Genomic DNA, 14,213 nt, shown 5'->3' with positions numbered 1-14,213 from the left:
GGGCGACGGTCAAGCCGTCACCCCGTTTGCACATGACATCCTGGCATGCGCCCTTGTATCAGGGCGCAGCAAGCAATGTTCAAGGCGTGGTGATGTCGTTGCCGAACCACTTGTTGGAAATCTCGGCCAGGCGGCCATTTTCCTTGAGCTCGGTCAGCGCGGCATCCACCTCGTCACGCTTGGCCTCGCCTTCGGCGTCCTTGCGGAACGGCAGTGCGTTCTCCAGACGCGAGAACGGCTTGCCAGCCAGTTCCAGCGGCAGCGGCGTCTTCTGGATCACCTGGCTTGCGCTGACGCGGTCCATCACGAAGGCATCGACACGGCCCAGAGCGGTGTCCTGCTCGATGTTGGACTCATAGGTCTTGATGTCGATCTGGTCGGCGTACGGCAGCTCTTTCATCAGCGCTTCGTAGTTGGAGCCCAGGTTGACCGCCACGCTGTGGCCCTTGAGGGACTCGACGCCGGTTATCTCGTCATTGCCGCGACGCTTGACCACCTGAGCCCCGTCGTAGACGTAGGGCTGGGTGAAGGCGAACTTGGCCTGGCGTGCATCGGTGATGGTGATCTGGTTGGCCACGGTGTCGATGCGGCCGGCTTCCAGCGAGCCGATCAGGCCGGAGAAGCTCATGGTCACGAATTCGATGTCGTCGCCGGTGATCTCGCCGACGGCGTTGAGGACATCCACTTCAAAGCCCTGCAGCTTGTCCTGCTTGACGAAGGTGAACGGGAAGTAGCCGCCCGACATGCCGACCTTGAGGGTGTCAGCCTGTGCCGCCAGGCTGCCCAGGGTGGTCGCGCCCAGCGCGGCAGCCATCACGGCGCCCTTGAGAGCGGTAGAAGAGAAGACAGCTGCGAGCGAACGTGATTGGCGCATCGGGATTCCTCGTGGATCGCAAGACTGAGCCATTGGCGCTGGACGGTCGCTGACATTCGGCTGATCGCGGATGTCTAGCCAACAGAACAGGTATAAGCACAGCCTTTTATATGTGATTTGGTTGTATAGGATAACGGGACTGCCCCGCATTCCCAATCATTTCATCCCTTAAGGACATAACCAGAAGGAATAAGACAGCAATTCTGTCAATGAGCGCGATTCTAGCATGCCTGTCATGGCGGGCCAGTGACGCCGTCTGGGCTACCTGCAGCGCTAGATGTCAGCCTGACGACAAGTGGATGACAGTTATTCACGCCATCCGTGGACGATGCTGTGGATAACCCGCCTCGGTCACGCTGCAAGCCACGCCAGTCGTGGGATGACGAAAATTGATCAAAAAATCATCAACCTGCAAAACGCTCAGCGGGACTTGAGGTGCCGCGTAATCTGTCAAGCCGTTACGGGCCGAAAGAGCGGCCATAATAGGATCAGGTCGCCCTCTTCCCTCTGGCCGCCATCACACGCCAGCGGGTGGCATGACAGCCGGTGAATCGCTAAAGTCGCTGCCATTCCAGACATGCTCAGGCACATGTCACGCGCCGGCAGCTGTCACTCAACGACACATGCCACGCCTGGCAATGATGCTCGACAAGACTCTTTTCTTCCGTTCTTCCACACGCCAAGCCGAGGCGTGGCGGAGACACAGCCGTGGTGAGCCTCATGACTCCTCTCTCTTCCTTGAGCAACTTCTTCACACGCACCGGCGCCGAGCTGCACCTTTATCACCTGGGTCGCACCCTGGCGCCGCTCAGTCTTGAGCAACTCGAAGCCTTCGAGACCGAACAGCAGCCGTGGGAGCAGCCCTTCAAGGGCCAGGCACGCCTGGCATGCGTGTTCCGTCCGGCCGGGCTCGACGATCCGCTGGTGTGGTTTCTGGCCTTGCCGCTGGATGAGGAAGGCCGTCTGTCTCCCGCGCAACGCGACGCCTTCCTCGAACGCCTGATCACGACGCTGGGTCAGACGGCGCTGACCGTCGGCCGGCCTGATCTCCAGCAGGCCGAGGCAGGCAAGATCGACAACCTGATGCAGGACAACCCGCTGGCCTTCACGCCGGATGACAGCCTGCGCGCCATGCTGCACGCCCGCGCCAGCCTCGATTGTGACCGCCCTGCCAGCCAGTACTACGAGCTCGCCGAGCAGTATCTCACCGCCCAGCTACCGCTGGATGACTGGCCGTCACTGGGCCTGCAGGGCATTGCCGACGTGCTGACACGACGCGGCGAGTTGTCCGGCGAGCTTGCCGCCGCCTTCGTGCAGCGTCTGGCTGACCTGCCGGATACGCCGCTGCGCGCCATCGCGCTGTGTCTGGAGCAGGCGCCGCCCGCCCATGCCCAGCTGGCTGGCCAGCTGCCGGAGGAATACGAGACCGAGCTGCTCTCCGCCCTGATCGCGCGTGGCCAGGCCGCGCGTGACCTGGGGGACCTGGAGACGCTGTGCGCCTGCCTGCGGGCCGCCGGTGCCAGCCCACGGCCTGCGGCGGCGGAGTGGATCGATGCCCTGCTGGCCGACGACGAGGCCGTCAATGTCGACGTGCTGGTCGCAATCGCCGCGCGCGGCTACGCCCACCTGGAAGATGCCGAACGTCTGCCGGCCTTCCTGACCCGCCTGGCCAGCTGCCCGCAGGCCAACTTCGCTGCCCTGGCCCGCGACCTCGCCCTGATTCCGCGTCTGCGTCTGCCGGTGCTGATGACGCTGCGCAATGCAAGCGCGGACAGCCCGCTGGGTCAGGCGCTCGCCGCCCTAACTCGCCAGGCCGATACCGGCAATCCTGCCCCGCGTCATTGACGCCGGGCATGCCCACAGGTGACAGTGCTTGAGATCATGCGCATAACCCACGACACTTGATCGGACACTTGATCGAGTCGTGGAATCGGGGCTGATCGGCACCGGTGAACAGGGCAAGTTGCGACGCGCCAGTTGCACGATGCCACCCGCGCCTGTGGCCGTGGGTGACTTGCCCAGCGCCCGCAAGCGAGGCGTCTGACGGCGATGAAAGCGCGCCATCACCGCGTGCCATGACCGCGTGCCCGGGGCGGTTTTGCCGGGCGTTGCCAGCGCCACCGTCATCTCCGATTCGTGAGGCGAAAAAAGAGGCTTCAGCAAGGATTGCTGTCAGTACGTTAAGTGACTATGCTGCGCGCCCGCCTGGCCATTACCCCGCCATGCCGGCAACGCACATTACGCTGTGCCGCGCCTGCCCGGTGTCTTCATGCCGTGAGCCGCTGCCCGCTTCGCTCACGCCCTCTGATTCAGGATGAAACATGTCGCATCACAAGAACACTTCGCGTCATCACATCGACAAGGCACCGCCCCTCGATCTCAAGACACTGAATCATGACCTGCTGGGCTTTCGTCCGCGGGGCGTGGTGGGTCGGCGTGAGCTGATCGAGCTGCCGGAACTCAAGCTGCACCTCAATGCCAAGATCGACACCGGTGCGCATTCCAGTGCGCTGCATGCCGAGAGCATCGAGGTCTTCGAACATAACGATGATCTGTGGGTTCGCTTCATCACCCGGACCGGCGGTAGCGACTCCCCGCCGCATACGGTCGAGACGCCGGTGCATGATCGCCGCCGCGTGCGCTCATCCAATGGTCAGGCCGAGTGGCGCTACGCGATTCGCTCGCGCATGAAGCTGGCCGGGCTCGACTACGATATCGACATGACGCTGGTGGACCGCTCCCAGATGCGTCACCCCATTCTGCTGGGGCGCCGTGCCCTGCGTCGCCTGCTGGTCGCACCGGGCGCCGCCTATCTGCACGGCGAACCCTGACGGCACCAGCCAGGCGCGCGGCGGCATGCTTCGGCATCTCGCCTCAAGACGCTGGCCCCGGTGCCATCTGCATCGCGTGACGCCTCGATTCGACAAAGGCTTCACCGGCGAATACCACGCCTCCTGACGGGCATCACGTCAGTCTTCTTCTGATTCATTCCTATCTCTGTCTGGCCCATTCGGCTCCGGAGGATTTCATGCATATCGGTATCCTGTCGCGTAACTCACGCCTCTACTCCACCCGTCGCCTGATCGAGGCCGCCGAGGCACGTGGCCACACCGCGCGCGTGGTGGACACGCTGCGTTGCTACATGAACATCGCCTCGCACCGCCCGTCCATCCATTACAAGGGTGCCGAGATCGAGCACTTCGATGCGGTCGTGCCGCGCATCGGTGCCTCGGTCACCTTCTATGGCTGCGCCGTGCTGCGCCAGTTCGAGATGATGGGCACCTACGTGGTCAATGATTCCGTGGCCATCTCCCGCTCACGCGACAAGCTGCGCTCCCTGCAGCTGCTGTCGCGCAAGGGGCTGGGCCTGCCGGTCACCGGCTTCGCGCATTCGCCGGATGACATCCCCGACCTGATCACCATGGTCAAGGGCGCGCCGCTGGTCATCAAGCTGCTGGAAGGCACCCAGGGCATCGGCGTGGTACTCGCCGAGACCAACCAGGCCGCCGAGAGCGTGATCCAGGCTTTCATGGGCATGAAAGCCAACATCATGGTGCAGGAATACATCAAGGAAGCGCGTGGCGCCGACATCCGCTGCCTGGTGGTGGGTGACAAGGTGGTGGCGTCCATGAAGCGTCAGGCGGCCGATGGCGAGTTCCGCTCCAACCTGCACCGTGGCGGCACCGCGAGCGAGATCCGCATCACGCCGGAAGAGCGCTCCACCGCCATCCGCGCCGCCAAGGCCATGGGCCTGTCCGTCGCCGGTGTCGACCTGCTGCGCGCCAATCATGGCCCAGTGATCATGGAAGTGAACTCCTCGCCGGGCCTGCAGGGCATCGAGACGGCCACCGGCAAGGACATCGCCGGTCTGATCATCGATCACATCGCCAAGTCCGCCGCGCCGGCCAAGAAGATTCCGCCCAAGCCCAAGGGCTAAGGGCTGAGGGCTGAGGGCTTGAGCCTTAGCGCTGAAGCCTGAGAGCATTGCGCGCAACGCTTGATCAAGGGTGCAGGTCGTCATGACTGCACCCTTGGCGTCTCTGGGTCAGATGGCCGCGCGTGCACAAGCGTGAGCGATGGAAACAGGGCAAGGCCAGCGCCTGAAAGGCAACGATGATCGTCACCAGAACGTCATTGTATTGTCGTAAACTGCAGGGATTGACAGTGCGGGAATAAATATCCTGACTTTCTGCCCTTCAGGGGTAGAAAAACACTGTTTTCACCCGCACAATCTCTTCTGACGGAGGAGGTGACCGCCCATGTTTCTCGACAATCGCCAGGTGGCGATGGATAGCGTCCAGGAAGCCCTGGCAGACAGTCTTGATTATTTCGAGGATAACGCCGAACGGCTGCGTCCCGCGCTCCTGAAGGCCTTCGAGCCCTTCTATGCGAGCCGTGTCGAGCTCAAACAGGCCCTGGAAGTCGAGACACGCAAGCATCTGAGCCTGATGCCGCGCGACGCCGATGTCGAGCGCGATGACTACATGTGGCTATGGAGTCGCCTGAAGAGCATCGTCGGCAATGACAATCAGGTGCTGATCAACGAGTTGCTCGAACAGGAACGCGTCCTGATGCAGGCCTGCTCGACCGCCTTCACGCATCCACTGCCTGACAGCATGGAAAAGGTACTGGAAGGCATCTTCCACAACTGCCGCCATCTGATCCGCGAGCTGTACCGTCACCAGACAGGTCAGGCCGCCCGCCGCCGCGCCGGCTAGCCACCTGCCCGCCGCCAGGCCGTGAACGCAAGACGCCCCGCCTTCCAAAGGAAGTGCGGGGCGTTTTCGTGTTGACCTTGTGCGTCTGACGAGGCCAATGCGCGGCTAGTTCGTATCAGACCTGACAGGCAGCCACTGGAGCAATGCCTGCTTCACTCCGGGCAGACTGGCCAGCAGGCTTGCCTGCGCCTGACGCGCGAGGGCATGCGGGTCCGGCGTGTCGGCAGCATTCTCTTTATCCGTCACATCCACTCCATCCGCCACTTCCACTCCATCCGCCACATCACGATTGGGAGCGGCCTGCTGCCCTGCTCCGGCTGTCACGGAGTCCTCTCGCGTCGACATCACGTGCTTGTCTGAGGAGTGAGATGATGAGGGATGCGATGATGAGTGCGATGACAACACCGGCGTCGGCAGCGACTCCTGCGGCCCGAGGAAGCGCGGCTTGCGCCCCCACAGGTAGAGATCACCCACTGTCGCCGCACGGGCCAGCCACTCGCGCAGCATCAGCTTGAGCCCCGGCGGCTGGCGCTCGGAGATGGCCGGACAGCCCACCGCCTCCAGACCCAGTGCATCGGCGATGAACAGCGCGCGCGGCAGGTGCCACGGCTGGGTGACCAGCACCGCCTCGTCGACACCGAAGACCTTGTGCGCTCGCACGAGGGTATCGAAGGTGGAGAAGCCCGCGTAATCGAGCGTCATGAACTCCTGCGGCACGTTGCGTGCTCGCAGATCACGCCACATGGTCATCGGCTCATTGTAGTAACGCGTGCGGTTGTCTCCCGAGAGCAGCAGGTTGGAAACGCGGCGCAGGCGGTAGAGCTGGGCGGCGGTATCGAGGCGCGCCTGATAGTGCGGATTGCTGCCCCCGCCCACCAGGCCGTGGGAGGTGCCGAACACGATCCCCACCTCACGGCTCTGACAGGTCAGCGGTGACGTGGCAATGCGATCGTGCGTTGCCATCACGACCCAGAGGTTGAGCCCGACCACCGTCATTGCACCGGCGGCCAGCAGACCGACGATGGTCCAGCCAGCCCGCATGATCACTCGCTGCATCTCTTCCTCACGCCCATCCCTGCCTGTCTTTCCTGCCGTTACCGTCACATCGTGCAGGCATGAGCGCCCAGCCTACCCAAGCGGCCGAGGCTCTGCCAGCACTGACTGTTCCCCGGCCACGCATGCGGGTGACTCCGCTCAGTCTTCCTGCACCATCACGGCCTTGACGTTGACTGGCACCTGGGTCGCGATGTTGCCAAGCCCGGCCAGGTCACGCAGGGTGCGAATGCCATCAACCAGCGCGAACTGCTCAGCGTCGACCATCACAGGCGTGAGGGTCTGCACCAGCCAGCGATCGCCACGCAGGCGTGTCACCTGCAGGCTCATCGGCAGGTTCTGGGTGTTGTCGTGCAGCGTCAGCTGGCCTTCGACATCCACTTTCTGAGTATCACCCGGCTCCATCACCTTGAGGGTCGGCATGTCGAGACTGGCGGTCATCACGGCCAACGGATAGGTGCCGGACTCGAACAGCTTCTCGCTGACGCGCTGGTCACGAATGTCAATGCCGGTACTGGCGGAGTCGAGGTCGATCTCCACCGACAGCTGACCGGCGTCATTGACGCGCGCCCGCCAGGAGGTGAAAGCATCCGTCTCGACGGTGCTGGCGCCCGACTTGGCCATCTTGGTGGTCTGGAAGCTCAGCTGTGACACATCGCCATCCAGCTTCCAGGCGGCCTGCGCGCTGGCAGCGGTGCTCAGGATCAGGGTGGCGGTCAGGGTGCGCAGCGCAGTCTGGAATCGCATTGGGGAGTCTTCCTTGAGGCAGGTGATACGGGAAACCGTCAAACGGACGTGCCGACGCGGCCCGAGGCAGCAACTTGCCCGGACGCTCAGCAACGTGAATTGGATAGCCGGATGGACGAGAGGTTCCCGCCCATCCGGTTGCGTTTGCTGCATCTCGCCCAAGTGTTACTGCGACTGACGGCCATGCAAGGCCTCCAGGGGGCCGCAGACAATAAAGGGCGACAACAGCAGACGACTAAGGGGCGCTGATGATGTTCAGAACATGCCCAGTTCCAGGCGGGCATCCTCACTCATCATCTCGCGCGACCAGGCAGGCGAGAACACGATCTCGACATGGACCTTGGAGACATCCTCGGCGCCAAGAATCTTGCGCTTGGCGTCCTCGGCGATCACGTTGCCCATGCCGCAGCCCGGCGCGGTCAACGTCATCTTGAGATTGACCATCTTCTCGCCGCTGATCAGGGTGTCGATACGACAGCCATAGACCAGCCCCAGCTCGACGATGTCGACCGGGATCTCGGGGTCGAAGCAGGTGCGCAGCTGGGCCCAGACGAAGGCCTCGATGTCGGCATCGCTCTGGCCGGCAGGCAGATGCGGACGCGGCACGGCGTCCAGCCCCAGCGCATCGAGGCTGAAGCTCTCGATCAGGTACATGCGACCCTCGAAGGCGACGCTGACGGTGCTGCCCTTGGCCTGCATGACTTCGACCACCGAGTCCTCGTGCAGGGTCACCGACTTGCCGAACGGTACCGAGATGCCCTCCACGTCCCGCTGCAACGGCATCTTCTGGCCCTTGCCGAGGCTGGCCAGCTGGTCTTCAGTGTGGCTCATGCCCTCTCCTTGCCGAGCCGCATGACAGGCATGCGGCTCGTGAATTCTGTTGGTTCACTCAAGACGTGCGGGTGACAACATCCCCTGGCAAGTGCCGATACCAATGAGGCCCGCCATGCGCGAGCCTCATTGATCAGCGCCCGTCAGGGCCACCGCAGGGTGGTGCTCAGCGCACCATGGTCAGCACACGCTGCAGGGCATCGACGAACATGTCGATCTCTTCCGGCGTGTTGTAGGCCGCGAAGGAGGCCCGACAGGTGGCATCGACACCGAAGCGACGCAGCACCGGCTGCGCGCAGTGGTGGCCGGTACGGATGGCGACCCCCAGCTGGTCGATCAGCAGACCGATATCCTGGGCGTGGGCACCATCGACCACGAAGGAGATCGCGCCTGCCTTGTCAGGCGAGTTGCCGATGATGCGCAGGCCGTCCACTTCGCGCATGCGCTCGCTGGCATGGCGCATCAGCTGCTGTTCCCAGCGCGTGATCAGCGCCATGTGGGTGCAGTCCAGCCAGTCGATGGCCTTGCCCAGCCCGATGACCTCGGCGATGGGCGGCGTGCCGGCCTCGAACTTGTGCGGCAGGTCCGCGAACAGGGTGCCATTCTCGAACGACACCGTGCGGATCATCTCACCGCCACCCTGCCACGGCGGCATCGCCTCCAGCAGCGCTTCCTTGCCGTAGAGCACACCGATGCCGGTCGGGCCGTACATCTTGTGGCCCGAGAAGACATAGAAGTCAGCATCGATCTCGCGCACATCGACCTGCTGATGCGGCACCGCCTGGGCGCCATCGACCAGAATCAGCGCGTCGTGAGCGTGCGCCAGCGTCGCCATCTCGGCCACCGGGTTGATGCTGCCCAGGGCGTTGGAAACCTGATTGACGCAGACCAGGCGTGTCTTCTCGCCCAGCAGGTCGCGGTAAGCCGCCATGTCGAGCACGCCATCGTCGTCACACGGGATGACCTTGATGACGATGTCGAGACGCTCGGCCAGAAGCTGCCACGGCACGATGTTGGCGTGATGCTCCATCACCGAGATCAGCACTTCATCGCCGGCATTCAGCCAGTTGGCTCCCCAGCTGTTGGCGACCAGATTGATCGCCTCGGTGGTGCCACGCGTGAAGATGACTTCCCGCGTCAGACGCGCATTGATGAAGCTGCGCACCTTCTCACGCGTACCTTCGAAGGCCGCCGTCGCCTCATCCGCCAGGGTATGCAGGCCACGGTGGATGTTGGCATTGGTCTTGCGGTAGTAGTCGCTCATCGCGTCGATGACGGCGGTCGGCGTCTGACTGGTGGCGGCGCTGTCCAGATAGATCAGCGGCACATCACCATGCACGCGACGCTCGAGGATCGGAAAATCCTCGCGTACCCGCACGACGTCGAGCATCAGGTTGTCGAGTGCGCTCATGCAAAGTCCTCATCACGTGCCACCGCCACGGCGCCACCGCCCAGCTCGACGCTGAGATCGACCAGCTCATCGAGGTGGAAGCGTGACGGCAGGCGTCCCGCGACACTGCGCTCGATGCGCTCGGCGATGGCGTCGATGCCCAGACCGGTCATGACTTCGTTGGCGAAGGCCAGGGTCAAAAGGCCACGGGCGGTCTGCTCATCGATGCCACGGGCGCGCAGCGCGAACACGGCGGTCTCGTCGAGCTGACCGGTCGTGGTGCCGTGGGAGCACTTGACGTCGTCGGCGTAGATCTCGAGTTCCGGCTTGGTGTTGATCTCGGCGCGGTCCGACAGCAGCAGGTTGGCGTTGTTCTGATGCGCCTCGATCTGCTGGCTGTCGCGCTTGACCAGCACGCGGCCATTGAAGACGCCGCGGGCGCGGTCGGCCAGGATGCCCTTGTAGTTCTCGTCGGAGAACGTCAGTGCCTCGTTGTGATTGACCAGCGAGTGGGTGTCCACGTGCTGGCGATCACGACCGAAGAACAGGCCATCGAGGCGTGCATGGGCGTTGTTGCCGTTCAGGTCGCAGACGATGTCGTTGCGCACCAGACCACCACCGGTGTTCAGGTTGATGGAGCGATACTGGCTGTCACGCGGCTGCTCGACCTGCAGCGAGGCGATATGCGTCTCGCCGGTGGCGGCTTCGCCCAGCTTGTAGTGATTGAGCACGGCGCCGCGCTCCAGCATCACTTCGCTGACCATGTTGGTGAAGTTGGTCGCGCCGCTCTCACCGATGTGATGCTCGATCACGCTGGCTTCAGCGCGGCTGCCCAGCTGCACCAGCAGACGCGGGTGGCTCATGGTCACGGGCTGGCCTTCGACGGCGGCACGCGACAGGAACAGCACGTAGACCGGCTTGTCGAGCACCGTGCGCGGGCCGACCTGAATCACCGCACCCTCTTCGGTGAAGGCGGAGTTCAGCGCCACGAACGGCGTGAAGTCGATGCCGGTCAGGCGGTTCAGCGAGCCGCCGATGACTTCCGGCTGATTGACGATGGCGTCAGACAGCGGCACGACACGCACGGTGTCGGGCAGGCCTGCCACATCGGACAGCTCGGCATTGTAGAGGCCATCGACGAACACCAGACGGTAGGCGTCGACGTCGAGAGCCAGCGCATCCTTCACGGCCGGCGCGAGGCTTGCATCGTCGGCGAGACGATATTGCTGACGACCCAGTGCCTGGGTGTCGGTGTACTTCCAGGCCTCGACCTTGCGGGTCGGCAGGCCGAGGGCTTCAAAGCGGGCGATGCCGGCCTGACGGCGGGCGGCCATCCAGCTCGGGTCAGCCGCAAAGCGGGCCTTGCGGGCAGCGAATTCGCTGGCGAAGGCTTCGCTGCCGGGGACGGACGCGGTAGCAAGTGCTGTCATTACGCGGTTTCCTCCTGCAGCCAGTCATAGCCCTGGGCTTCGAGTTCGAGTGCCAGCGACTTGTCGCCGGACTTGACGATGCGGCCATCCATCAGCACGTGGATCTGGTCCGGCACGATGTGCTCGAGCAGACGCTGGTAGTGGGTGACCATCAGCACGGCGCGGTCTTCGTTGCGCAGCGAGTTGACGCCCTTGGCGACGACCTTGAGGGCATCGATGTCGAGGCCGGAGTCGATCTCGTCGAGCATGGCGAGCTTCGGTTCCAGCACCAGCATCTGCAGGATCTCGTTGCGCTTCTTCTCACCGCCGGAGAAGCCTTCGTTGACGGCGCGCTGCAGGAAGCTGGCGTCCATCTGCATGAAGGCCAGTTTCTCGCGGATCAGCTTCATGAATTCCGGGGCCGGAATCTCGCCCAGGCCTTCGGCTTCACGCTTGGCATTCAGCGCCGCCTTGAGCAGGTAGACGTTCTTGACCCCCGGGATTTCCACCGGGTACTGGAAGCCCAGCAGCATGCCGGCACGCGCACGCTCTTCGACTTCCATCTCCAGCACATCCTCACCTTCATAGGTAATGGTGCCCGAGGTCACTTCATAGCCGTCCTTGCCGGCGATCACGGAAGACAGCGTGGACTTGCCTGCGCCGTTCGGCCCCATGATGGCGTGGACTTCACCCTTGTTGATGGTCAGATCGAGACCCTTGAGGATTTCCTTGCCTTCCACCGAAACGTGCAGATCTTTGACTACGAGCATGTTGATACCTTTTGCTGACAGGCCGCCCGCGAGCGGCCTTCAAGAATGGGGTGAATGCGAAAGGGACGGCGGGATCAGCCGACGGCGCCTTCAAGGGTGACGTTGAGCAGCGCCTCGGCCTCGACGGCGAACTCCATCGGCAGCTCCTGGAAGACGTCCTTGCAGAAGCCATTGACGATCATGTTGACCGCATCTTCCTCGCTGATGCCGCGCTGACGGCAGTAGAACAGCTGATCTTCGCCGATCTTGGAGGTCGTCGCCTCGTGCTCGACGGTGGCCGTCGCGTTGCCGATTTCCTGATACGGGAAGGTGTGCGCGCCACAGCGGTCGCCGATCAACAACGAGTCACACTGGGTGAAGTTGCGCGCGCCCTTGGCCCGCGGGCCGATCTTGACCAGACCACGATAGGACTGCTCGGAATTACCGGCCGAGATGCCCTTGGAGACGATGGTGGACTTGGTGCCCTCACCGATGTGGATCATCTTGGTACCGGTGTCCGCCTGCTGACGGCCATTGGTGACGGCGACGGAGTAGAACTCCCCGACACTGTCCTTGCCGCGCAGGATGCACGACGGGTACTTCCAGGTGATCGCGGAGCCGGTCTCGACCTGGGTCCAGGAGACCTTGGAGCGGTCACCACGGCAGTCGGCACGCTTGGTGACGAAGTTGTAGATGCCGCCCTTGCCATCTTCATCGCCCGGATACCAGTTCTGGACGGTGGAGTACTTGATGTAGGCGTCTTCCAGTGCCACCAGCTCGACCACGGCGGCGTGCAGCTGGTTGTCATCACGCTGCGGCGCGGTACAGCCTTCCAGATACGAGACCTGAGCCTGCTTCTCGCAGATGATCAGGGTGCGCTCGAACTGGCCGGTGTTGGCGGCGTTGATGCGGAAGTAGGTGGAAAGCTCCATCGGGCAGGTGACGCCTTCCGGCACGAACACGAAGGAGCCATCGGTGAAGACGGCCGCGTTCAGCGCGGTGAAGTAGTTGTCTGCCTTGGGCACCACGGTACCGAGATACTGCTTGATCAGCTCCGGGTAGTCCTGGATGGCTTCCGAGATGGAGCAGAAGATGACGCCCGCCTCGGACAGCTCCTTCTTGAAGGTGGTGGTCACAGACACGGAGTCGAAGACCGCGTCGACCGCGACACCGGCCAGTGCGGCACGTTCGTGCAGCGGGATACCCAGCTTCTCGTAGGTCTCGAGTAGCTTGGGGTCGACCTCGTCCAGACTCTGCGGGCGGTCTTCCGGCTTCTTCGGCGCGCTGAAGTAGGAAATCGCCTGGTAGTCGATCTCCGGATAATCCAGGTGGGCCCAGGACGGCGCCTTCATCTTCAGCCACTGCTGATACGCATCCAGACGCCACTCCAGCATCCACTCCGGCTCACCCTTCTTGGCCGAGATGAAGCGAATCACGCTTTCATCCAGTCCCGGCGGAATGGTGTCGCTCTCGATATCGGTCACGAAGCCCTGCTTGTACTCGCGCTGTACAAGCTGCTCCATCTCCTGGCTCGCCATGCTGGTCTCCTCTCCCGGAGAGCTCCGGGTCTGTTCAGATGCCTGATCACCCCGCCCGAATCGCAGCGAAGTTCGAATGTTCGTGTTGCCACGGCGACGTGTGTCGCGCGGCAACGGATTCAGCGTTTACCGGTGCTGTCGGCTGCCGTGGCCATGGGGGGCGGTTCGTCATCCCCGTACAGGCTGATGGCCTGAATCGGCAGTTGCACCGGCATGCGCAGTGGCGCGGATGACGCCAGATGCGCCAGCGTCACGCTGCCCAGCAGCTCACTGATGGCGTACGAGACGCGCTGCCAGTTGTCGGCCACCCCGCAGGTGTTGACCAGCTCGCAATCGCCGTCGGCGTGGCTGCACTCGGTCACGGCCACCGGGCCTTCGATGGCGCTGATGATGTCGCTGGCCGTGATCTGGCTGGCCGGGCGTGCCAGGCGATAACCGCCCAGCGCGCCGCGCCGCGACTCAAGCAGCCCTGCCCGCACCAGCGCCTTGAGCGTCTTGCTCACGGTGGGATGCGGCAGCTGCACGCTTTCGGCCAGATCGATCGCCGCATGGGCCGAGTCCGGCTCGCGGGCGATGCGCGCCATCACGACAGCGGCATAATCGGTCATCTTGGAAAGCTTCAGCATGCTGGCCTCCACCACGGGAAGATTAATTGGGGACCATTTTAGTCCTGTATCAGAACGATGTGAAGCGGGGACCCCACCGAAAACGTCGAATTGCGACCTGGGCAACCAGTTTGCCGACAAGATAGCCGCCGATCACAACAAAAATAACAATCATTCCCATTTAAAATATCTACCAGCCCTGCCCTAGGGACCAGGTGCCCTGTACAACAATCCCGTGCGCGCCAGGTAAGCGATGACGGCAGCCCCACCCTCTCTACAACGCAAGCCCTACCTGCAAC

13 protein-coding genes are annotated in these 14,213 nt (G+C 63.2%); 4 read left to right on the top strand and 9 right to left on the bottom strand.

Annotation, left to right across the window (positions count from 1 at the left end; all coding sequences use genetic code 11):
* Positions 1-79 precede the first annotated feature (79 nt).
* Positions 80-814: an amino acid ABC transporter substrate-binding protein gene (locus R1T44_RS07290; RefSeq protein ID WP_197738747.1), complete on the bottom strand. Its 735-nt coding sequence runs from the start codon at positions 812-814 to the stop codon at positions 80-82.
* A gap of 780 nt (positions 815-1,594) precedes the next feature.
* Here R1T44_RS07290 and R1T44_RS07285 point away from each other — a divergent pair.
* The 4 genes from R1T44_RS07285 (at position 1,595) to R1T44_RS07270 (ending at position 5,592) form a co-directional block, all read left to right on the top strand.
* Positions 1,595-2,719: a DUF3549 family protein gene (locus R1T44_RS07285; RefSeq protein ID WP_153635365.1), complete on the top strand. Its 1,125-nt coding sequence runs from the start codon at positions 1,595-1,597 to the stop codon at positions 2,717-2,719.
* Between the two features lie 476 nt (positions 2,720-3,195).
* A complete protein-coding gene (locus R1T44_RS07280; RefSeq protein ID WP_082388802.1) occupies positions 3,196-3,705 on the top strand; it encodes an ATP-dependent zinc protease family protein in 510 nt (169 codons plus the stop codon).
* A 197-nt stretch (positions 3,706-3,902) separates the two neighbouring features.
* Positions 3,903-4,811: a 30S ribosomal protein S6--L-glutamate ligase gene (gene rimK, locus R1T44_RS07275; RefSeq protein ID WP_043335225.1), complete on the top strand. Its 909-nt coding sequence runs from the start codon at positions 3,903-3,905 to the stop codon at positions 4,809-4,811.
* Positions 4,812-5,133: 322 nt separating this feature from the next.
* Positions 5,134-5,592: a hypothetical protein gene (locus R1T44_RS07270; protein ID WP_043335223.1), complete on the top strand. Its 459-nt coding sequence runs from the start codon at positions 5,134-5,136 to the stop codon at positions 5,590-5,592.
* A gap of 105 nt (positions 5,593-5,697) precedes the next feature.
* On the opposite strand, the gene R1T44_RS07265 is transcribed toward R1T44_RS07270, so the two are convergent.
* The 8 genes from R1T44_RS07265 to R1T44_RS07230 form a co-directional block, all read right to left on the bottom strand.
* Positions 5,698-6,648 (bottom strand): SanA/YdcF family protein, encoded by a 951-nt coding sequence (locus R1T44_RS07265; RefSeq protein WP_153635364.1) that lies wholly within the window; start codon positions 6,646-6,648, stop codon positions 5,698-5,700.
* Positions 6,649-6,786: 138 nt separating this feature from the next.
* The gene (locus tag R1T44_RS07260; protein ID WP_153635363.1) at positions 6,787-7,392 is read right to left on the bottom strand and encodes a YceI family protein; all 606 of its coding nucleotides are present in this window, start codon (positions 7,390-7,392) and stop codon (positions 6,787-6,789) included.
* Between the two features lie 255 nt (positions 7,393-7,647).
* A complete protein-coding gene (gene sufT / locus R1T44_RS07255; RefSeq protein WP_153635362.1) occupies positions 7,648-8,223 on the bottom strand; it encodes a putative Fe-S cluster assembly protein SufT in 576 nt (191 codons plus the stop codon).
* 166 nt (positions 8,224-8,389) lie between these two features.
* The gene (locus R1T44_RS07250) at positions 8,390-9,634 is read right to left on the bottom strand and encodes a cysteine desulfurase (RefSeq protein WP_153635361.1); all 1,245 of its coding nucleotides are present in this window, start codon (positions 9,632-9,634) and stop codon (positions 8,390-8,392) included.
* Positions 9,631-11,043, bottom strand: a complete 1,413-nt coding sequence (gene sufD, locus R1T44_RS07245) for a Fe-S cluster assembly protein SufD (protein WP_052384761.1) — start codon at positions 11,041-11,043, stop codon at positions 9,631-9,633. The genes R1T44_RS07250 and sufD overlap by 4 nt, the downstream gene beginning before the upstream one ends.
* Complete coding sequence (gene sufC, locus R1T44_RS07240) at positions 11,043-11,792, bottom strand: Fe-S cluster assembly ATPase SufC (protein ID WP_043335213.1); 750 nt, start codon at positions 11,790-11,792, stop codon at positions 11,043-11,045. Before sufC ends, sufD begins: the two co-directional genes overlap by 1 nt.
* A gap of 74 nt (positions 11,793-11,866) precedes the next feature.
* Positions 11,867-13,309 carry a Fe-S cluster assembly protein SufB gene (gene sufB, locus R1T44_RS07235; protein ID WP_054557094.1) on the bottom strand — a complete coding sequence of 481 codons (1,443 nt, stop codon included), beginning with the start codon at positions 13,307-13,309 and terminating at the stop codon, positions 11,867-11,869.
* 119 nt (positions 13,310-13,428) lie between these two features.
* Positions 13,429-13,935, bottom strand: a complete 507-nt coding sequence (locus R1T44_RS07230) for an SUF system Fe-S cluster assembly regulator (protein ID WP_153635359.1) — start codon at positions 13,933-13,935, stop codon at positions 13,429-13,431.
* Between the last annotated feature and the right edge of the window lie 278 nt (positions 13,936-14,213).

The organism is Cobetia amphilecti (assembly GCF_032923285.1).
Taxonomy (GTDB): Bacteria; Pseudomonadota; Gammaproteobacteria; order Pseudomonadales; family Halomonadaceae; genus Cobetia; species Cobetia amphilecti.
This window is presented reverse-complemented; position numbering and strand designations above follow the sequence as displayed.